An 18,430-nucleotide genomic window follows, 5' to 3' on the forward strand; every position below is an offset into this window, starting at 1 on the left:
GGGGAGCCACGCGATGATCTTCGACTACACCGTCATCTGGGAAAACCTGCCGCTGTACTTCGGCGGCCTGCTGGTGACCCTCAAGCTGCTGCTGATCTCCCTGGCCGTGGGCCTGCTGCTGGCCGTGCCGCTGGCGCTGATGCGCGTGTCCAAGCGCCCGGCGGTGAACCTGCCGGCCTGGCTGTACACCTACGTGATCCGCGGCACGCCCATGCTGGTGCAGCTGTTCCTGATCTACTACGGCCTGGCCCAGTTCGAGGCGGTGCGCAACAGCGTCTTCTGGCCCTGGCTGTCCAATGCCAGCTTCTGCGCCTGCCTGGCCTTCGCCATCAACACCAGCGCCTACACCGCGGAAATCCTCGCCGGCAGCCTCAAGGCCACGCCCCATGGCGAGATCGAGGCGGCCAAGGCCATGGGCATGTCGCGCCTGAAGATGTACCGCCGTATCCTCCTGCCCTCGGCGCTGCGCCGCGCGCTGCCGCAGTACAGCAACGAGGTGATCATGATGCTGCAGACCACCAGCCTGGCTTCCATCGTCACCCTGGTGGACATCACCGGCGCCGCGCGCACCGTCAACTCGCAGTACTACCTGCCGTTCGAGGCCTTCATCACCGCCGGGGTCTTCTACCTGATCCTGACGCTGATCCTGGTGCGCCTGTTCAAGGCCGCCGAACGCCGCTGGCTGGCCTACCTGGCGCCGCGCAAGCACTGAAGCGGAGGAGGGGAGCATGCAACGCATCGATCACCTGTTGCCCTGTGCCAGCCTCGGCAACGAACGCCGCCTGAGCGTGTTCCGCTACGGCGCCGGCCCGCGCAAGGCCTACATCCAGGCCAGCCTGCACGCCGACGAGCTGCCGGGCATGCGCACCGCCTGGGAACTGAAGCTGCGCCTGGCCGCGCTGGAGGCCGAAGGCCGCCTGCTGGGCACGGTGGAGCTGGTGCCGGTGGCCAACCCCATCGGCCTCGGCCAGTGGCTGCAGGCCAGCCACCTCGGGCGTTTCGAGGCGAACAGCGGGCAGAACTTCAACCGTGGCTTCGTCGACCTGGCATCCCTGGTCGAGCCGCGCATCGCCGGCCGGCTGGGCGCCGATGCCGAGGCCAACGTGCAACTGATCCGCCAGCAGATGCGCGAAGTCCTCGACGCGCTGGCGCCGGCCACCTCCGAGCTGCAAGCCATGCAGCGCCTGCTGCTGCGCCACGCCTGCGACGCCGACGTGGTGCTCGACCTGCACTGCGACTTCGAGGCCTGCATCCACCTTTACGCCATTCCCCAGCACTGGCCGCAATGGCGTTCCCTGGCCGCGCGGCTGAAGGCGGGCGTGGCGCTGCTGGCCGAGGATTCCGGCGGCAACTCCTTCGACGAATCCTGCTCGCTGCCCTGGCTGCGCCTGGCCCGTGCTTATCCACAGGCCGCCGTGCCTGCGGCATGCATGGCCACCACAGTCGAGCTGGGCAGCATGGGCGATACCCGCGTCGAGCAGGCGCGCGACAACGCCGAGGCGATCCTGGCCTTCCTCGCCGAACAGGGGCTGATCGCCGGCGAATGGCCGCAAGCGCCGGCCGAATGCTGCGAAGGCATGCCCTTCGAGGGCACCGAATACCTCGCCGCGCCCCACGCCGGGGTGGTCAGCTTCCTGCGCCGCGCCGGCGAGTGGGTGGAGAAGGGCGAGGCGCTGTTCGAGGTGGTGGACCCGCTGAACGACAAGGTCAGCACCGTGTGCGCCGGAACCGCCGGCGTGCTCTTCGCCCTCGAGCGGGGGCGCTACGCGCTGACGGGACACTGGATGGCCAAGGTGGCCGGGCGCGAGCCGTTCCGTACGGGCCGGCTGATCAACGACTGAATTCGAGTAACCGACATGTACAAACTGGAAATCCAAGACCTGCACAAGCGCTACGGCACCCACGAAGTGCTCAAGGGCGTTTCCCTGGCGGCGAAAGCGGGCGACGTGATCAGCATCATCGGCTCCTCCGGCTCGGGCAAGAGCACCTTCCTGCGCTGCATCAACCTGCTGGAGCAGCCCCACGCCGGCAAGATCCTGCTCAACGGCGAGGAGCTGAAGCTGGTGCCGAACAAGGACGGCGCGCTCAAGGCCGCCGACACCCGTCAGCTGCAGCGCATGCGCTCGCGCCTGTCGATGGTGTTCCAGCACTTCAACCTGTGGTCGCACATGAGCGCCCTGGACAACGTCATCGAGGCGCCCGTGCACGTGCTCGGCGTGCCGAAGAAGGAAGCCCTGGAGAAGGCCGAGCACTACCTGGCCAAGGTCGGCGTGGCGCACCGCAAGGACGCCTACCCGGCGCACATGAGCGGCGGCGAGCAGCAGCGCGTGGCCATCGCCCGCGCCCTGGCCATGGAGCCGGAGGTGATGCTGTTCGACGAGCCGACCTCGGCGCTGGACCCGGAGCTGGTCGGCGAAGTGCTCAAGGTCATGCAGGACCTGGCCCAGGAAGGCCGCACCATGGTGGTGGTGACCCACGAGATGGGCTTCGCCCGCGAGGTCTCCAACCAACTGGTGTTCCTGCACAAGGGTCTGGTGGAAGAGCGCGGTTGCCCGAAGGAAGTCCTGGCAAATCCTCAATCGGACCGCCTCAAGCAGTTCCTTTCCGGCAGCTTGAAGTAAGCTGTCCCCCGACGAAGTCGACAGAAGCCTCCGCATGACTGCCCAACGCATCGGTTTCCTGCTCTGGCCCCAGACCCGCGCGCTGACCCTGGCGCTCGCCGAGGAGGCCCTGCGGGTCGCCCGGCGCCTGCACCCCGAAGCGCTCTACGACCCGGTGTTCATGAACGCCGAGCAGCCCGCCGAGGGCGACGGCTGGCGCCTGCCGGGGCAGGCCTGGCAGGGCGTGCTGGAGCAGTGCCAGCGCGTCTTCCTGGTCGCCGACGAGGCGCCGCAGCAGGTCTCCGCGCCGCTGGCCGCCGCGCTCAAGCAACTGGCCCGCGGCGGCGCCAGCGTCGGCGCGCTGTCCGCCGGCATCTACCCGCTGGCCCAGCTCGGCCTGCTCGACGGCTACCGCGCCGCGGTGCACTGGCGCTGGCACGACGACTTCACCGAGCGCTACCCCAAGGTCATCGCCACCAACCACCTGTTCGAGTGGGACCGCGACCGCCTCAGCGCCTGCGGCGGCATGGCCGTGCTCGACCTGCTGCTGGCGGTGCTGTCCCGCGACCACGGCGCGGAACTGGCCGGCGCGGTGTCCGAGGAACTGGTGGTCGAGCGCATCCGCGAGGGCAGCGAGCGCCAGCGCATCCCGCTGAAGAACCGCCTCGGCTCCAGCCACCCGAAGCTCACCCAGGCGGTGCTGCTGATGGAAGCGAACATCGAAGAGCCGCTGACCACCGACGAGATCGCCCAGCATGTCTGCGTGTCGCGTCGCCAGTTGGAGCGCATCTTCAAGCAGTACCTGACCCGCGTGCCCAGCCAGTACTACCTGGAACTGCGCCTGAACCGCGCGCGGCAGATGCTCATGCAGACCAGCAAGTCGATCATCCAGATCGGCCTGTCCTGCGGGTTTTCCAGTGGGCCGCACTTCTCCAGTGCGTACCGCAATTTCTTTGGCGTGACCCCTCGTGAAGACCGGAACCAGCGTCGTGGGCAGGGGGCTGCCGATGGTGCGCTGGGGCCGGGGGAGCGGGGGTGAGTGGAGCGGGGGAGACTCCCGGTTACGCTGATGTTGGGCTTGGCCGCGCTCCCTCTCCCCAGCCCTCTCCCTGAAGGGAGAGGGAGCCGTCCGTGCCGAGAGGAGGCCAGGTTTCAGTCGGCGACATTTGGCGTTGCCGGCTGACGCCAGAACATCCAGCCCTGCCCAACGGTCCCCTCTCCCTTCAGGGAGAGGGTTAGGGAGAGGGGCGGAGCCGAGCCAAGGCACCGTAGCCACCGGGGAACCCCCTTCGCGAGCAAGCTCGCTCCTACAAGAGCAAGCGCGGTGCTGCGTGGGCTTTTCGTAGGCGCGAGCTTGCTCGCGAACAAAGCGCCCATGCCGGCTCAGGATTTCCCGGCACCGCCGAACGCCCCGAAGGGGAAGGGCCAGGCGTCCTCTCGCTCCCACGAAAACCCCGCCCGGCATTCCCCTGTCCGGCCATCGAACAAATTCCCCCGCGCCTTGTACCCGCAGGCCCGCCCTGGCTTTACACTGCGCCTTACCGACGCTTTCTGTCGCATTTCCGAAAGCCTCGGAAATCCACGGGTTGGCGCTATAAGAAGTTGTCGCTTGGCGGCAATGCCAACCGGTTTTTCGTCCCTACAATCCTTCCATCGATAGCCGCCTCACCAGGCAGGAGAACACCGATGTCCGCTCCGCACGCTCAGGTACAACGCTCCGACTTCGACCAGCTGATGGTCCCCAACTACTCCCCGGCCGCTTTCATTCCGGTGCGTGGGCAGGGTTCGCGAGTCTGGGACCAGAGCGGCCGCGAGCTGGTGGACTTCGCCGGTGGCATCGCCGTGAACTCCCTGGGCCACTGCCACCCGGCGCTGGTGGGCGCGCTGGCCGAGCAGGCCAGCAAGATCTGGCACGTATCCAACGTGTTCACCAACGAGCCGGCCCTGCGCCTGGCGCAGAAGCTGATCGGCGCGACCTTCGCCGAGCGGGTGTTCTTCGCCAACTCCGGCGCCGAGGCCAACGAGGCCGCGCTCAAGCTGGCGCGCCGTTACGCCCACGACGTCTACGGCGCGCAGAAGTACGAGATCATCTCGATGGTCAACAGCTTCCACGGCCGCACCCTGTTCACCGTCAACGTCGGCGGCCAGGCCAAGTACTCCGACGGCTTCGGGCCGAAGGTCGAAGGCATCACCCACATCCCGTTCAACGACCTGGACGCGCTCAAGGCGGCCATCTCGGACAAGACCTGCGCGGTCATCATCGAGCCGGTGCAGGGCGAGAGCGGCGTGCTGCCGGCCGACAAGGCCTACCTGGAAGGCGTGCGCAAGCTGTGCGACGACAACGGCGCGCTGCTGATCTTCGACGAAGTGCAGAGCGGTTTCGGCCGTACCGGCTACCTTTACGCCTACCAGCACTACGGCGTGGTCCCGGACATCCTCTCCAGCGCCAAGAGCCTGGGCGGCGGTTTCCCCATCGGCGCCATGCTGACCACCGCGAAGATCGCCGAACACCTGGTCGTCGGCACCCACGGCACCACCTACGGCGGCAACCCGCTGGCCTGCGCGGTGTCCGGCGCGGCCTTCGACGTGATCAATACGCCCGAGGTGCTCGAAGGCGTGCGCGCCAAGCACGAGCGCTTCAAGGCGCGCCTGGAGAAGCTCGGCCGGGAATACGGCATCTTCACCCAGGTCCGCGGCCTCGGCCTGCTGATCGGCGCGGTGCTGGCCGATGCCTGGAAGGGCAAGGCCAAGGACGTGTTCAACGCCGCCGAGAAGGAAGGCCTGATGATCCTCCAGGCCGGCCCGGACGTGGTGCGCTTCGCGCCCAGCCTGGTGATCGACGACGCCGACATCGACGAAGGCCTGGATCGCCTGGAGCGCGCGGTGGCCAAGCTCACCCGCGGCTGATCCGCAGTACGGCGCCGGGCATCCCGCCGGCGCCGGTTCGACGCGGCCGGCTTGCCCGGCCGTTTTTCGCAGGCCCCGAATGCGTTGGCGCAGGCTGTGCCGTGCCCGCGACGCGACGGGGAAGTTCATATGGTTTTGTCTGGTTAGAGGAGTGACGCCATGCTGGTGATGCGCCCCGCCCAAGCGGCCGACCTGCAGCAGGTGCAGCGTCTCGCCGCGGACAGCCCGGTCGGCGTCACGTCGCTGCCGGACGACGCGGAACGGCTGAAGGAAAAGATTCTGGCCTCGGAGGCCTCGTTCGCCGCCGAAGTCAGCTACAACGGCGAGGAAAGCTACTTCTTCGTCCTCGAGGACACGCAGACCGGGCAACTGGTCGGCTGCTCGGCCATAGTCGCCTCGGCCGGCTTCTCCGAGCCCTTCTACAGTTTCCGCAACGAGACCTTCGTGCACGCCTCGCGCGAGCTGAAGATCCACAACAAGATCCACGTCCTCTCGCTGTGCCACGACCTCACCGGCAACAGCCTGCTGACCAGCTTCTACGTGCAGCGCGAGCTGGTGAACACGCCCATCGCCGAGCTCAACTCCCGCGGCCGCCTGCTGTTCATGGCCAGCCACCCGGAGCGCTTCGCCGACGCCGTGGTCACCGAGATCGTCGGCTACAGCGACGAGCAGGGCGAATCGCCGTTCTGGAACGCCGTGGGGCGCAACTTCTTCGACCTCAACTACAGCGAGGCCGAGAAGCTCTCGGGCCTGAAGAGCCGCACCTTCCTCGCCGAGCTGATGCCGCACTACCCGATCTACGTGCCGCTGCTGCCGGACGAGGCCCAGGAAGCCATGGGCCAGGTGCACCCGCGGGCGCAGATCACCTTCGACATCCTGATGCGCGAAGGCTTCGAGACCGACAACTACATCGACATCTTCGATGGCGGCCCGACCCTGCACGCGCGCACCTCGGGCATCCGCTCCATCGCCCAGAGCCGCCTGGTGCCGGTGCGCATCGGCGAGGTGCCCAAGGCCACGCGCAGCTACCTGGTCACCAACGGCCTGCTGCAGGACTACCGCGCCCTGGTCGCCGAGCTGGACTGGGTGCCCGGCAAGCCGGTGACCCTCAGCGCCGAGACCGCCGAGGCCCTGGGCATCGGCGAAGGCGCCAGTGTGCGTCTGGTAGCGGTTTAACGAGCTGGAAGCCAGAAGCCGGAAGCTGGAGGCTCAGCGCTTTCAACTTCCAGCTTCCGGCTTCCGGCTCATAGCTTGAACGGAGTGAATATGATCGTTCGTCCTGTCACCAGCGCCGATCTGCCGGCCCTCATCGAACTGGCGCGCAGCACCGGCACCGGGCTGACCACGCTGCCGGCCAACGAACAGCGCCTGGCGCACCGCGTCGGCTGGGCCGAGAAGGCCTTCCGCGGCGAAGCCGAGCGCGCCGACGCCGACTACCTGTTCGTCCTCGAGGACGATGCCGGCAAGGTCGTCGGCATCTCCGCCGTGGCCGGCGCCGTCGGCCTGCGCGAGCCCTGGTACAACTATCGCGTCGGCCTCACCGTCAGCGCCTCCCAGGAGCTGGGCATCCACCGCGAGATCCCCACGCTGTTCCTGGCCAACGACCTCACCGGGCAGTCCGAGCTGTGCTCGCTGTTCCTGCATGCCGACCACCGCACGGGCCTCAACGGCCGCTTGCTGTCCAAGGCGCGCTTCCTGTTCATCGCCGAGTTCCGCGAGCTGTTCGGCGACAAGGTGATCGCCGAGATGCGCGGCATGTCCGACGCCGACGGGCGCTCGCCGTTCTGGGAAAGCCTGGGCCGGCACTTCTTCAAGATGGAATTCAGCCAGGCGGACTACCTGACCGGCGTCGGCAACAAGGCCTTCATCGCCGAACTGATGCCGAAATTCCCGCTGTACACCTGCTTCCTCTCGGAAGAGGCGCGCAACGTGATCGGCCGCGTGCACCCGGACACCGAGCCGGCGCTGGCCATGCTCAAGGCCGAGGGCTTCAGCTACCAGGGCTACGTCGACATCTTCGACGCAGGCCCCGCCATCGAGGCACCGACCGAGAAGATCCGCGCCATCGCCGACAGCCAGGCGCTGGTGCTGGCCATCGGCACGCCCGGCGATGACGCCGAGCCCTACCTGATCCACAACCGCAAGCGCGAGGAATGCCGCATCGCCGCGGCCCCGGCGCGGGTCGCCGCCGGCTCCCTGGTGGTCGACGCGCAGACCGCCAAGCGCCTGCGCCTGTCCGCCGGCGCCTCGGTGCGCGCGGTGCCGCTGTCCGCCGGAAAACGCTGATCCCGCGCGGATCGGAGGAGAACAAGAGATGACTACCCACTACATCGCCGGCCAGTGGCAGGCGGGCGAGGGCGCTACCCTGGAATCCCTCGACCCGGTCAGCCAGGCCGTGGTCTGGAGCGGCCGCGCCGCCAGCGCTGCACAGGTCGACGCCGCCGTGGCCGCCGCCCGCGCCGCCTTCCCGGCCTGGGCGCGGCGCCCGCTGGAAGAGCGCATCGCCATGCTGGAAACCTTCGCCGCCACCCTCAAGGCGCGCAGCGACGAACTGGCCCGGGCGATCGGCGAGGAAACCGGCAAGCCGCTGTGGGAATCCGGCACCGAAGTCACCAGCATGGTCAACAAGGTGGCCATCTCGGTCCAGGCCTACCGCGAGCGCACCGGCATCAAGAGCGGCCCGCTGGCCGACGCCACTGCCGTGCTGCGCCACAAGCCGCACGGAGTGGTCGCGGTGTTCGGCCCCTACAACTTCCCCGGCCACCTGCCCAACGGCCATATAGTGCCGGCGCTGCTGGCCGGCAACTGCGTGATCTTCAAGCCCAGCGAGCTGACGCCCAAGGTCGCCGAGCTGACCGTCCGCGCCTGGATCGACGCCGGCCTGCCGGCGGGCGTGCTCAACCTGGTGCAGGGCGCCCGCGACACCGGCGTGGCCCTGGCTGCGCACGCGGACATCGACGGCCTGTTCTTCACCGGCTCCAGCCGCACCGGCAATCTGCTGCACAGCCAGTTCGGCGGCCAGCCGCAGAAGATCCTGGCGCTGGAGATGGGCGGCAACAACCCGCTGATCGTCGATGAAGTGAAGGACGTCGACGCCGCCGTCTACACCATCATCCAGTCCGCCTTCATCTCCGCCGGCCAGCGCTGCACCTGCGCGCGGCGCCTGCTGGTGCCGGCGGGCGAGTGGGGCGACGCCCTGCTGGCGCGCCTGGTGGCGGTGACCGCGAGCATCAAGGTCGGCCGCTTCGACGAGCAGCCGGCGCCCTTCATGGGCTCGGTGATCTCCCTGGCCGCCGCCGAGCACCTGCTCAAGGCCCAGGAGCACCTGCTGGCCAACGGCGCCGTGGCCCTGCTGGCCATGTCCCAGCCGCTGGAAGGCGCGGCCCTGCTGACCCCCGGCATCCTCGACGTGACCGGCGTGGCGCAGCGCCCGGACGAAGAGTTCTTCGGCCCGCTGCTGCAGGTCATCCGCTACGGCGATTTCGACGAAGCCGTGCGCGAAGCCAACGCCACCCAGTACGGCCTGGCCGCCGGCCTGCTGTCCGATTCCCGCGAGCGCTTCGAGGGCTTCCTGCTCGACAGCCGCGCCGGCATCGTCAACTGGAACAAGCAACTGACCGGCGCCGCCAGCAGCGCGCCCTTCGGCGGCATCGGCGCCTCCGGCAACCACCGCCCGAGCGCCTACTACGCCGCCGACTACTGCGCCTATCCGGTGGCCTCGCTGGAAAGCGAAAGCCTTGCCCTGCCTGCAACCCTGACTCCGGGAGTGAGCCTGTGATGACCGCCTATGAAATGAACTTCGACGGTCTTGTCGGCCCGACGCACAACTATGGTGGCCTGTCCTACGGCAACGTCGCCTCGCAGAGCAACAGCCAGGTGGCGTCCAACCCGAAGGAAGCCGCCAGGCAGGGCCTGGCGAAGATGAAGGCGCTGATGGAAATGGGCTTCAAGCAGGGTGTGCTCGCCCCGCAGGAACGCCCGGCCGTGGCCTCGCTGCGAGCCCTCGGCTTCAGCGGCAGCGATGCCGAGGTGATCGCCAAGGCGGCCAAGGAAGCCATGCCGCTGCTCGCCGCGGTCAGCTCGGCCTCCTGCATGTGGACGGCCAACGCCGCCACCGTCAGCCCCAGCGCCGACACCGCCGATGGCCGCGTGCACTTCACCGCCGCCAACCTGAACTGCAAGTTCCACCGCTCCATCGAGCACCCGGTCACCAGCCGCATCCTCGGCGCCATGTTCGGCGACGAGAAACACTTCGCCCACCACGCGGCGCTGCCGGCGGTGGCGCAGTTCGGCGACGAGGGCGCGGCCAACCACACGCGCTTCTGCAAGGGCTACGGCGAGGCCGGCGTGGAGTTCTTCGTGTTCGGCCGCAGCGCCTTCGACAGCCGCTTCCCGGCGCCGCAGCGCTACCCGGCGCGGCAGACCCTGGAAGCCTGCCAGGCGGTGGCCCGCCTGCACGGCCTGGGCGAGGAGGGCGTGGTCTACGCCCAGCAGAACCCGGCGGTGATCGACCAGGGCGTGTTCCACAACGACGTGATTTCCGTGGGCAACGGCGAGGTGCTGTTCTACCACCAGGACGCCTTCCTCGACACCGACAAGGTGCTGGCCGAGCTGGACGCCAAGCTGGGCCGCCGCGGCGGCCGCTTCCAGCCGGTCTGCGTGCCGGGCGACCAGGTGAGCGTGGAAGACGCGGTCAGGTCCTACCTGTTCAACAGCCAGCTGCTCAGCCGCGCCGACGGCAGCATGCTGCTGATCGTCCCGGAAGAGTGCCGGCAGAACGAGCGCGTGTGGAACTACCTGTCGCGCCTGACCGCCGAGGGCGGGCCGATCCGCGAAGTGAAGGTCTTCGACCTCAAGCAGAGCATGCAGAACGGCGGCGGCCCGGCCTGCCTGCGCCTGCGCGTGGCGCTCAACGAGGCCGAGCTGGCCGCGGTGAACCCGGGCGTGGTCATGACCCCGGCGCTGTACGACACCCTGGTGGCCTGGGTCGACAAGCATTACCGCGACCGCCTGTCCGAAGCCGACCTGGCCGACCCGCAGTTGCTGGTGGAGTGCCGGACGGCATTGGATGAACTGAGCCGGATCCTTAAACTGGGCTCCGTCTATCCCTTCCAGATGAGTTGAACATCATGAGCACCGAAAGCCTCCCGCTGATCCTCGAAGACGCCACCGGCGCCCGTCGCGAGACCCACAGCGCCCGCCTGGCCATCCGCCTGGAGGGCCGCGACCTGTGGCTGGAGGCCGACGGCAAGGGCGGCCTGCTGATCTACGCCGAGTCCTTCGAGGAGGACACCGAGGTGCCGCTGCTGGTGGTCCGCCCGCAGGCGGTCAACCAGCTCAGCCTGAGCCTGGAGCTGGAGGCCGCCGAAGTCCACGAACATGGTCCAGACTGTGGATGTGACCATCACTGATCGCAGGGGCCGCCGCCCGCAGGTGCCGGCGGCCAACCGGGAGACCCGCGCATGCTAGCACTGGGCAAGCTGCTCGACCTGACCCTCGTCGGTCGCGAGCCGACCGAGAAGATCCAGCTCACCGCCGACGGCACGCGCCTGCACTGGCTGGCCGAAGGCGCCCTCGAGGTGACCCCCGCCAGCGGCCGCGACAATGGCCTGGACCTGCTGCTCTCGGCCGGCATCCACGGCAACGAGACGGCGCCCATCGAACTGCTCGACCGCCTGGTCCAGCGCATCGCCCGCGGCGAGTTGAAGCCGGCGGCGCGCCTGCTGTTCCTGCTCGGCAACCCGGAGGCCATGCGCCGCGGCGAGCGCTACCTGGAACAGGATATCAACCGCCTGTTCTGCGGCCGCCACGAGGACGGCAGCGGCAGCGAGGCCCTGCGCGCCGCCGAGCTGGAGCGCCTGGCCGCGGCCTTCTTCGCCCGCGACGGGCGCCAGCGCCTGCACTACGACCTGCACACGGCGATCCGCGGTTCGAAGATCGAGCAGTTCGCCCTCTACCCCTGGAGCGAGGGCCGCGAGCACTCCCGCGCGGAGCTGGCGCGCCTGCGCAGCGCCGGGATAGACGCGGTGCTGCTGCAGAACAAGACCGGCATCACCTTCAGCTCCTACACCTACAGCCGCCTGGGCGCCGAGGCCTTCACCCTGGAACTGGGCAAGGCGCGGCCGTTCGGGCAGAACCAGGTGGTCAACCTGGGCCGCCTGGAGGCGCTGCTGCAGGTGCTGGTCGACGGCAGCGAGGCGCCGGTGGAGGAGGGCGGGCTGGACGGCCTGCAGTTGTTCGCCGTGTCCCGCGAGGTGATCAAGCACAGCGACCACTTCCGCCTGCACCTGGACGACGCCGTGGACAACTTCACCGAGCTGGACCATGGCTACCTGCTCGCCGAGGACATCGGCGGCACCCGCTGGATAGTCGAAGAGAAAGGCGCGCGCATCATCTTCCCCAACCCGCGGGTGCGGAACGGCCTGCGCGCCGGCATTCTCGTGGTGCCCACGGAACTCTGAGCGCCTGGCGCTCGGGGCTGCCCCACTCAGGTCATTCCCCTGTAGGAGCGCGCCCTGCGCGCGAAATCGCGGGCAGGGCCCGCTCCTACAATTTGCTATGAGACATGGAGTTTCCTCGTAGGAGCGGACCTTGTCCGCGATAGCCGGACGCCCCGGCGCGATTCGCGGATGAGATCCGCTCCTACGCCGCGCCACCCACGCCATCCCCCTGTAGGAGCGCGTCCTGCGCGCGAAATCGCGGGCAGGGCCCGCTCCTACAGGTTGTCGGGAGGCACGGTATTCCTCCCATCGTAGGAGCGGACCTTGTCCGCGATAGCCGGACGTCCCGGCGCGATTCGCGGATGAGATCCGCTACGCCGCGCCACCCACGCCATCCCCCTGTAGGAGCGCGCCCTGCGCGCGAAATCGCGGGCAGGGCCCGCTCCTACAGGTCGCCGGGAGGCACGGTATTCCTCCCATCGTAGGAGCGGACCTTGTCCGCGATAGCCGGACGTCCCGGCGCGATTCGCGGATGAGATCCGCTCCTACGCCGCCCCACCCACGCCATTCCCCTGTAGGAGCGCGCCCTGCGCGCGAAATCGCGGGCAGGGCCCGCTACAGGTCGCCGGGAGGCACGGTATTCCTCCCATCGTAAGCGGACCTTGTCCGCGATAGCCAAAATCACCGGCGCGATTCGCGGATAAGATCCGCTCCTACTCTGTTCCACCCACGCCATTCCCCTGCCCGCGAAGACCCGCCTTCCGAGCCTTGTCCCCAGGCAGCCAAGCACATAGCATCGGGCTCTTTCCCCGCTTTCCAGGAGCCCCGTCATGTCCGTCATCGACCTTCGCAGCGACACCGTCACCCTGCCCAGCGCCGGGATGCGCGAGGCCATGGCCCGGGCCGAGCTGGGCGACGACGTGTATGGCGAGGACCCCACCGTCAACCGCCTGGAGGCCTCCCTGGCCGAGCGCCTGGGTTTCGAGGCAGGGCTCTTCGTGCCCAGCGGCACCATGAGCAACCTGCTCGGGCTGATGGCCCATTGCGAACGCGGCGACGAATACATCGTCGGCCAGCAGGCCCACACCTATAAATACGAAGGCGGCGGCGCCGCGGTGCTCGGCTCCATCCAGCCGCAGCCCATCGAGGGCGAGGCCGACGGCTCGCTGGACCTGGCCAAGGTCGAGGCGGCCATCAAGCAGGACGACTTCCACTTCGCCCGCACCCGCCTGCTGGCGCTGGAAAACACCATGCAGGGCAAGGTCCTGCCGCTGGCCTACCTGGCTGCCGCCCGCGAGCTGACGTGCCGCCGTGGCCTGGCCCTGCACCTGGACGGCGCGCGCCTGTACAACGCGGCGGTCAGGCTGGGCGTGGACGCCGGCGAGATCACCCGCCACTTCGATTCCGTCTCGGTGTGCCTGTCCAAGGGCCTGGGCGCGCCGGTGGGCTCGGTGCTGTGCGGCAGCGCCGGGCTGATCGGCAAGGCCCGGCGCCTGCGCAAGATGGTCGGCGGCGGCATGCGCCAGGCCGGCGGGCTCGCGGCGGCCGGGCTGTATGCCCTGGACCACCAGGTGCAGCGCCTGGCCGAGGACCACGCCAACGCCGAAACCCTCGGCCGCGGCCTGGCGGACCTGGGCTACGCCGTCGAGCCGGTGCAGACCAACATGGTCTACGTCGACCTCGGCGAGCGTGCCGCGGCCCTGCGCGACTTCCTCGGCGGGCGCGGCATCCGCGTCAGCGCCGCCCCGCGCCTGCGCCTGGTTACCCACCTGGACGTGAAAACCGCGGACATTCCCCGTATCGTCGAGGCTTTCGCCGCCTTTCGTCGCGACTGACTAGGATAGAGGCGCAATAGCTGCCATCTATCGTAGAAACACACTGTACCCGGTGCGCAGGGCCGATATAATGCGGCCCTTTGCCGGCGATTCGTGGCCGCATTTTTCCGTGGAAGAACCTATGAAAAGCGCTGAAATCCGTGAAGCCTTCCTCCGCTTCTTCGAAGAGAAGGGGCACACCCGCGTAGCGTCCAGTTCGCTGATTCCGGCGAACGACCCGACCCTGCTGTTCACCAACGCCGGCATGAACCAGTTCAAGGACTGCTTCCTCGGCCTGGAAAAGCGCGCCTACACCCGCGCCACCACCAGCCAGAAGTGCGTCCGCGCCGGCGGCAAGCACAACGACCTGGAAAACGTCGGCTACACCGCGCGCCACCACACCTTCTTCGAAATGCTGGGCAACTTCAGCTTCGGCGACTACTTCAAGCGCGACGCCATCCACTACGCCTGGGAATTCCTCACCTCGGACAAGTGGCTGAACCTGCCCAAGGACAAGCTCTGGGTCACCGTCTACGCCAGCGATGACGAGGCCTACGACATCTGGACCCAGGAAGTCGGCGTGCCCGCCGAGCGCATGGTGCGCATCGGCGACAACAAGGGCGCCCCCTACGCCTCCGACAACTTCTGGGCGATGGGCGACACCGGCCCCTGCGGCCCCTGCACCGAGATCTTCTACGACCACGGCGCCGACATCTGGGGCGGCCCGCCCGGCTCCCCGGAAGAGGACGGCGACCGCTACATCGAAATCTGGAACAACGTGTTCATGCAGTTCAACCGCACCGCGGACGGCGTCATGCACCCGCTGCCGGCGCCGAGCGTGGACACCGGCATGGGGCTGGAGCGCATCAGCGCCGTGCTGCAGCACGTCCACTCGAACTACGAGATCGACCTGTTCCAGAGCCTGCTCAAAGCCTCCGCCGAAGCCATCGGCTGCGCCAACGACGACGCGCCGTCGCTGAAGGTGGTGGCCGACCACATCCGTTCCTGCAGCTTCCTCATCGCCGACGGCGTGCTGCCGTCCAACGAGGGCCGCGGCTACGTGCTGCGCCGCATCATCCGCCGCGCCTGCCGCCACGGCAACAAGCTGGGCGCCAAGGGCAGCTTCTTCCACAAGATCGTCGCCGCCCTGGTGGCCGAGATGGGCGAGGCCTTCCCCGAGCTGAAGCAGCAGCAGGCGCACATCGAGCGCGTGCTCAAGACCGAGGAAGAGCAGTTCGCCAAGACCCTGGAGCAGGGCCTGAAGATCCTCGAACAGGACCTGAACGAGCTGAAAGGCAGCGTCATCCCCGGCAACGTGGTGTTCAAGCTGTACGACACCTACGGCTTCCCGGTGGACCTGACCAACGACATCGCCCGCGAGCGCAGCCTGACCCTCGACGAGGAAGGCTTCGAGCGCGAGATGGAGGCCCAGCGCGAGCGTGCCCGCTCCGCCAGCGCCTTCGGCATGGACTACAACGCCCTGGTCAAGGTCGATGGCGACACCCGCTTCCTGGGCTACCAGGGCGTGTCCGGCGCCGGCCAGATCATCGCGCTGTTCAAGGACGGCAAGGCCGTCGAGAAGCTCAATGAAGGCGAGGAGGGCGTGGTCGTCCTCGACCAGACGCCGTTCTACGCCGAATCCGGCGGCCAGGTCGGCGACTGCGGCACCCTCTCCGGCGCCGGCGTGCGTTTCGACGTGCGCGACACCACCAAGGCCGGCGGCGCCCACCTGCACCACGGCATCGTCGCCCAGGGCAGCCTGAGCGTCGGCGCCGCGGTCAAGGCCGAGGTCGATGCCAGCGTGCGCCAGGCCACCGCGCTGAACCACTCCGCCACCCACCTGCTGCACGCCGCGCTGCGCCAGGTGCTGGGCGACCACGTGCAGCAGAAGGGCTCGCTGGTGGACAGCCAGCGCCTGCGCTTCGACTTCAGCCACTTCGAGGCCATCAAGCCCGAGCAACTGAAGCAGCTGGAGGACATCGTCAACCGCGAGATCCGCGCCAACAGCGTCGTGGAAACCGAAGAGACCGACATCGACACCGCCAAGGCCAAGGGCGCCATGGCGCTGTTCGGCGAGAAGTACGGCGACCAGGTGCGCGTGCTGACCATGGGCGGCGGCTTCTCCGTCGAACTGTGCGGCGGCACCCACGTCGGCCGCACCGGCGACATCGGCCTGTTCAAGATCACCAGCGAAGGCGGCGTGGCCGCCGGCGTGCGCCGCATCGAGGCGGTGACCGGCGCGGCTGCGCTGGCCTACCTCAATGGCGCCGAAGAGCAGCTCAAGGAAGCGGCCGGCCTGGTCAAGGGCAGCCGCGACAACCTGCTGGACAAGCTCGCCGGCCTGCTGGAGCGCAACCGCCAGTTGGAGAAGGAACTGGAGCAGCTCAAGGCCAAGGCCGCCAGCGCCGCCGGCGACGACCTGGCCGGCTCGGCCGTGGACGTGGCGGGCGTGAAAGTGCTGGCCGCGCGTCTCGACGGCCTGGACGGCAAGGCGCTGCTGGCGCTGGTCGACCAGTTGAAGAACAAGCTGGGCAGCGGCGTGATCCTGCTCGGCGGCGTGTTTGAGGAGAAAGTGGTGCTGGTCGCCGGGGTGACCCAGGACCTGGCCGCCAAACTCAAGGCCGGCGACCTGATGAAGCAGGCCGCGGCAGCCGTGGGCGGCAAGGGCGGCGGTCGCCCGGACATGGCCCAGGGCGGCGGCACCGACGCCGGCAAGCTGGACGAGGCCCTGGCCCTGGCCAAGGCCTTCGTCGAACAGGGCCGGTAAGCACCGGCAAGGCCAGGCCCGCGGCGCGCCCGGCGGGCCTTGGCAAGGGGCAGCGATGTCTGTCTAATGGGCGCCCTTCAGGAATCAGGCGGCTTTTGAAATGGCTTTGATCGTACAGAAGTTTGGAGGGACCTCCGTCGGCACCGTCGAGCGTATCGAGCAGGTAGCCGAGAAGGTGAAGAAATTCCGCGAGGCGGGTGACGATATCGTGGTGGTGGTTTCCGCCATGAGCGGCGAGACCAACCGCCTGATCGGCCTGGCCAAGCAGATCATGGACCAACCGGTTCCGCGCGAACTGGACGTCATGGTCTCCACCGGCGAGCAGGTGACCATCGCCCTGCTGAGCATGGCCCTGATCAAGCGCGGCGTGCCGGCGGTTTCCTACACCGGCAACCAGGTGCGCATCCTGACCGACAGCGCGCACACCAAGGCGCGTATCCTGAGCATCGACGACGCCAACATCCGCGCCGACCTCAAGGCCGGCCGCGTGGTCGTGGTCGCCGGCTTCCAGGGCGTGGACGAGCACGGCAGCATCACCACCCTCGGCCGCGGCGGCTCCGACACCACCGGCGTGGCCCTGGCCGCGGCGCTGAAGGCCGACGAGTGCCAGATCTATACCGATGTCGATGGCGTCTACACCACCGACCCACGCGTAGTGCCGCAGGCCCGCCGACTGGACAAGATCACCTTCGAGGAAATGCTGGAAATGGCCAGCCTCGGCTCCAAGGTGCTGCAGATCCGCTCGGTGGAGTTCGCCGGCAAGTACAATGTTCCGCTGCGCGTGCTGCACAGCTTCCAGGAGGGTCCGGGCACCCTCATTACCCTTGATGAAGAGGAATCCATGGAACAGCCGATCATCTCCGGCATCGCCTTCAACCGCGACGAAGCCAAGCTGACCATCCGTGGCGTACCGGATACCCCCGGGGTGGCCTTCAAGATCCTCGGGCCGATCAGTGCCGCGAACATCGAAGTCGACATGATCGTGCAGAACGTCTCGCACGATAACACCACCGACTTCACCTTCACCGTGCACCGCAACGACTACCTGGCCGCCCTGGAAATCCTCAAGCAGACCGCCGCCAACATCGGCGCGCGCGAAGCCACCGGCGACACCAACATCGCCAAGGTCTCCATCGTCGGCGTCGGCATGCGTTCCCACGCCGGCGTTGCCAGCCGCATGTTCGAGGCGCTGGCCAAGGAGAGCATCAACATCCAGATGATCTCCACCTCGGAAATCAAGGTGTCCGTGGTCATCGAGGAAAAATACCTGGAGCTCGCGGTGCGCGCCTTGCACACTGCCTTCGAGCTGGATGCCCCGGCCCGCCAGGGCGAGTAAGAGGGCATCATGCAAAAGGCGCGGCTCATCCCGCGCCTTTTGTCGTTTTTGACCGGGCCGCCGGAACTTTCATTCCGCGCGGACTGGTCAATACTTGGGTGAAGGAGCACACACTTGATATTCAGTGGCTCTGCCGCCATTTCTTTTTTTGCAGACTGCTTATCCGAAACACGAAAGGAGAAAGGAATGCTGATTCTGACTCGCCGGGTCGGAGAGACCCTGATGGTTGGTGATGACGTCACTGTGACTGTGCTGGGCGTCAAGGGAAATCAGGTGCGCATTGGCGTGAACGCGCCGAAGGAAGTCGCTGTTCACCGCGAAGAGATCTACCAGCGCATCCAGAAAGAGAAAGACCAAGAACCAAACCATTAATTTTTCTATAAAAAATTCTTTGCAAACGGGGAAAACATGGATATCATGCGCCCCGTGTTGCGGAGAGGTGGCCGAGTGGCCGAAGGCGCTCCCCTGCTAAGGGAGTACACCTCAAAAGGGTGTCGGGGGTTCGAATCCCCCCCTCTCCGCCATTTGCACGTTCTGCTGCGAATGACGGGTCAGGTAGCTAAGCT

15 protein-coding genes and 1 tRNA gene are annotated in these 18,430 nt (G+C 67.8%); all 16 read left to right on the forward strand.

Features of this window, described 5'->3' with window-relative positions:
• Window positions 1-13 precede the first annotated feature (13 nt).
• The 16 genes from PcP3B5_RS07680 (at window position 14) to PcP3B5_RS07755 (ending at window position 18,388) form a co-directional block, all read left to right on the forward strand.
• On the forward strand, window positions 14-712 hold the full coding sequence (locus PcP3B5_RS07680; protein WP_043267718.1) for an ABC transporter permease: 699 nt from the start codon (window positions 14-16) through the stop codon (window positions 710-712).
• A gap of 16 nt (window positions 713-728) precedes the next feature.
• A complete protein-coding gene (locus tag PcP3B5_RS07685) occupies window positions 729-1,841 on the forward strand; it encodes a succinylglutamate desuccinylase/aspartoacylase family protein (protein ID WP_061560948.1) in 1,113 nt (370 codons plus the stop codon).
• Between the two features lie 15 nt (window positions 1,842-1,856).
• Window positions 1,857-2,621, forward strand: coding sequence for an arginine/ornithine transport ATP-binding protein AotP (aotP, locus tag PcP3B5_RS07690; RefSeq protein ID WP_061560949.1), 765 nt, complete (start codon window positions 1,857-1,859; stop codon window positions 2,619-2,621).
• Window positions 2,622-2,655: 34 nt separating this feature from the next.
• On the forward strand, window positions 2,656-3,639 hold the full coding sequence (gene argR, locus PcP3B5_RS07695) for a transcriptional regulator ArgR (protein WP_061560950.1): 984 nt from the start codon (window positions 2,656-2,658) through the stop codon (window positions 3,637-3,639).
• Window positions 3,640-4,286: 647 nt separating this feature from the next.
• Window positions 4,287-5,507 carry an aspartate aminotransferase family protein gene (locus PcP3B5_RS07700; protein ID WP_061560951.1) on the forward strand — a complete coding sequence of 407 codons (1,221 nt, stop codon included), beginning with the start codon at window positions 4,287-4,289 and terminating at the stop codon, window positions 5,505-5,507.
• Between the two features lie 159 nt (window positions 5,508-5,666).
• Window positions 5,667-6,683 (forward strand): arginine/ornithine succinyltransferase subunit alpha, encoded by a 1,017-nt coding sequence (aruF, locus tag PcP3B5_RS07705; protein WP_043267708.1) that lies wholly within the window; start codon window positions 5,667-5,669, stop codon window positions 6,681-6,683.
• 90 nt (window positions 6,684-6,773) lie between these two features.
• A complete protein-coding gene (gene astA, locus PcP3B5_RS07710; protein ID WP_043267706.1) occupies window positions 6,774-7,793 on the forward strand; it encodes an arginine N-succinyltransferase in 1,020 nt (339 codons plus the stop codon).
• Between the two features lie 28 nt (window positions 7,794-7,821).
• Entirely contained in the window at window positions 7,822-9,285 is a 1,464-nt protein-coding gene (gene astD, locus PcP3B5_RS07715; RefSeq protein WP_061560952.1) for a succinylglutamate-semialdehyde dehydrogenase, read from the forward strand.
• A complete protein-coding gene (astB, locus tag PcP3B5_RS07720; RefSeq protein WP_061560953.1) occupies window positions 9,285-10,631 on the forward strand; it encodes an N-succinylarginine dihydrolase in 1,347 nt (448 codons plus the stop codon). Before astD ends, astB begins: the two co-directional genes overlap by 1 nt.
• A gap of 5 nt (window positions 10,632-10,636) precedes the next feature.
• Window positions 10,637-10,918, forward strand: a complete 282-nt coding sequence (locus PcP3B5_RS07725; protein WP_058072811.1) for a hypothetical protein — start codon at window positions 10,637-10,639, stop codon at window positions 10,916-10,918.
• Between the two features lie 51 nt (window positions 10,919-10,969).
• Entirely contained in the window at window positions 10,970-11,968 is a 999-nt protein-coding gene (astE, locus tag PcP3B5_RS07730) for a succinylglutamate desuccinylase (RefSeq protein ID WP_061560954.1), read from the forward strand.
• 809 nt (window positions 11,969-12,777) lie between these two features.
• Window positions 12,778-13,782 carry a low-specificity L-threonine aldolase gene (gene ltaE, locus PcP3B5_RS07735; protein ID WP_061560955.1) on the forward strand — a complete coding sequence of 335 codons (1,005 nt, stop codon included), beginning with the start codon at window positions 12,778-12,780 and terminating at the stop codon, window positions 13,780-13,782.
• Between the two features lie 121 nt (window positions 13,783-13,903).
• Window positions 13,904-16,528 (forward strand): alanine--tRNA ligase, encoded by a 2,625-nt coding sequence (gene alaS, locus PcP3B5_RS07740; protein ID WP_043314242.1) that lies wholly within the window; start codon window positions 13,904-13,906, stop codon window positions 16,526-16,528.
• Between the two features lie 100 nt (window positions 16,529-16,628).
• Window positions 16,629-17,864 carry an aspartate kinase gene (locus tag PcP3B5_RS07745; RefSeq protein WP_009620772.1) on the forward strand — a complete coding sequence of 412 codons (1,236 nt, stop codon included), beginning with the start codon at window positions 16,629-16,631 and terminating at the stop codon, window positions 17,862-17,864.
• Window positions 17,865-18,050: 186 nt separating this feature from the next.
• On the forward strand, window positions 18,051-18,236 hold the full coding sequence (gene csrA / locus PcP3B5_RS07750) for a carbon storage regulator CsrA (RefSeq protein WP_003085981.1): 186 nt from the start codon (window positions 18,051-18,053) through the stop codon (window positions 18,234-18,236).
• 61 nt (window positions 18,237-18,297) lie between these two features.
• A tRNA-Ser gene (locus PcP3B5_RS07755) sits at window positions 18,298-18,388 on the forward strand.
• The last annotated feature ends 42 nt before the right edge of the window (window positions 18,389-18,430 follow it).

It is taken from the genome of Pseudomonas citronellolis, from assembly GCF_001586155.1.
In the GTDB taxonomy this organism is placed as follows: Bacteria; Pseudomonadota; Gammaproteobacteria; order Pseudomonadales; family Pseudomonadaceae; genus Pseudomonas; species Pseudomonas citronellolis.

Coding starts and splice junctions, on each gene's coding strand:
- PcP3B5_RS07680 (WP_043267718.1), top strand. CDS start 14: ATGATCTTCGACTACACCGTCATCTGGGAAAACCTGCCGCTGTACTTC.
- aotP (WP_061560949.1), top strand. CDS start 1,857: ATGTACAAACTGGAAATCCAAGACCTGCACAAGCGCTACGGCACCCAC.
- argR (WP_061560950.1), top strand. CDS start 2,656: ATGACTGCCCAACGCATCGGTTTCCTGCTCTGGCCCCAGACCCGCGCG.
- PcP3B5_RS07700 (WP_061560951.1), top strand. CDS start 4,287: ATGTCCGCTCCGCACGCTCAGGTACAACGCTCCGACTTCGACCAGCTG.
- PcP3B5_RS07685 (WP_061560948.1), top strand. CDS start 729: ATGCAACGCATCGATCACCTGTTGCCCTGTGCCAGCCTCGGCAACGAA.
- astE (WP_061560954.1), top strand. CDS start 10,970: ATGCTAGCACTGGGCAAGCTGCTCGACCTGACCCTCGTCGGTCGCGAG.
- aruF (WP_043267708.1), top strand. CDS start 5,667: ATGCTGGTGATGCGCCCCGCCCAAGCGGCCGACCTGCAGCAGGTGCAG.
- astB (WP_061560953.1), top strand. CDS start 9,285: ATGACCGCCTATGAAATGAACTTCGACGGTCTTGTCGGCCCGACGCAC.
- PcP3B5_RS07725 (WP_058072811.1), top strand. CDS start 10,637: ATGAGCACCGAAAGCCTCCCGCTGATCCTCGAAGACGCCACCGGCGCC.
- astD (WP_061560952.1), top strand. CDS start 7,822: ATGACTACCCACTACATCGCCGGCCAGTGGCAGGCGGGCGAGGGCGCT.
- astA (WP_043267706.1), top strand. CDS start 6,774: ATGATCGTTCGTCCTGTCACCAGCGCCGATCTGCCGGCCCTCATCGAA.
- PcP3B5_RS07745 (WP_009620772.1), top strand. CDS start 16,629: ATGGCTTTGATCGTACAGAAGTTTGGAGGGACCTCCGTCGGCACCGTC.
- alaS (WP_043314242.1), top strand. CDS start 13,904: ATGAAAAGCGCTGAAATCCGTGAAGCCTTCCTCCGCTTCTTCGAAGAG.
- csrA (WP_003085981.1), top strand. CDS start 18,051: ATGCTGATTCTGACTCGCCGGGTCGGAGAGACCCTGATGGTTGGTGAT.
- ltaE (WP_061560955.1), top strand. CDS start 12,778: ATGTCCGTCATCGACCTTCGCAGCGACACCGTCACCCTGCCCAGCGCC.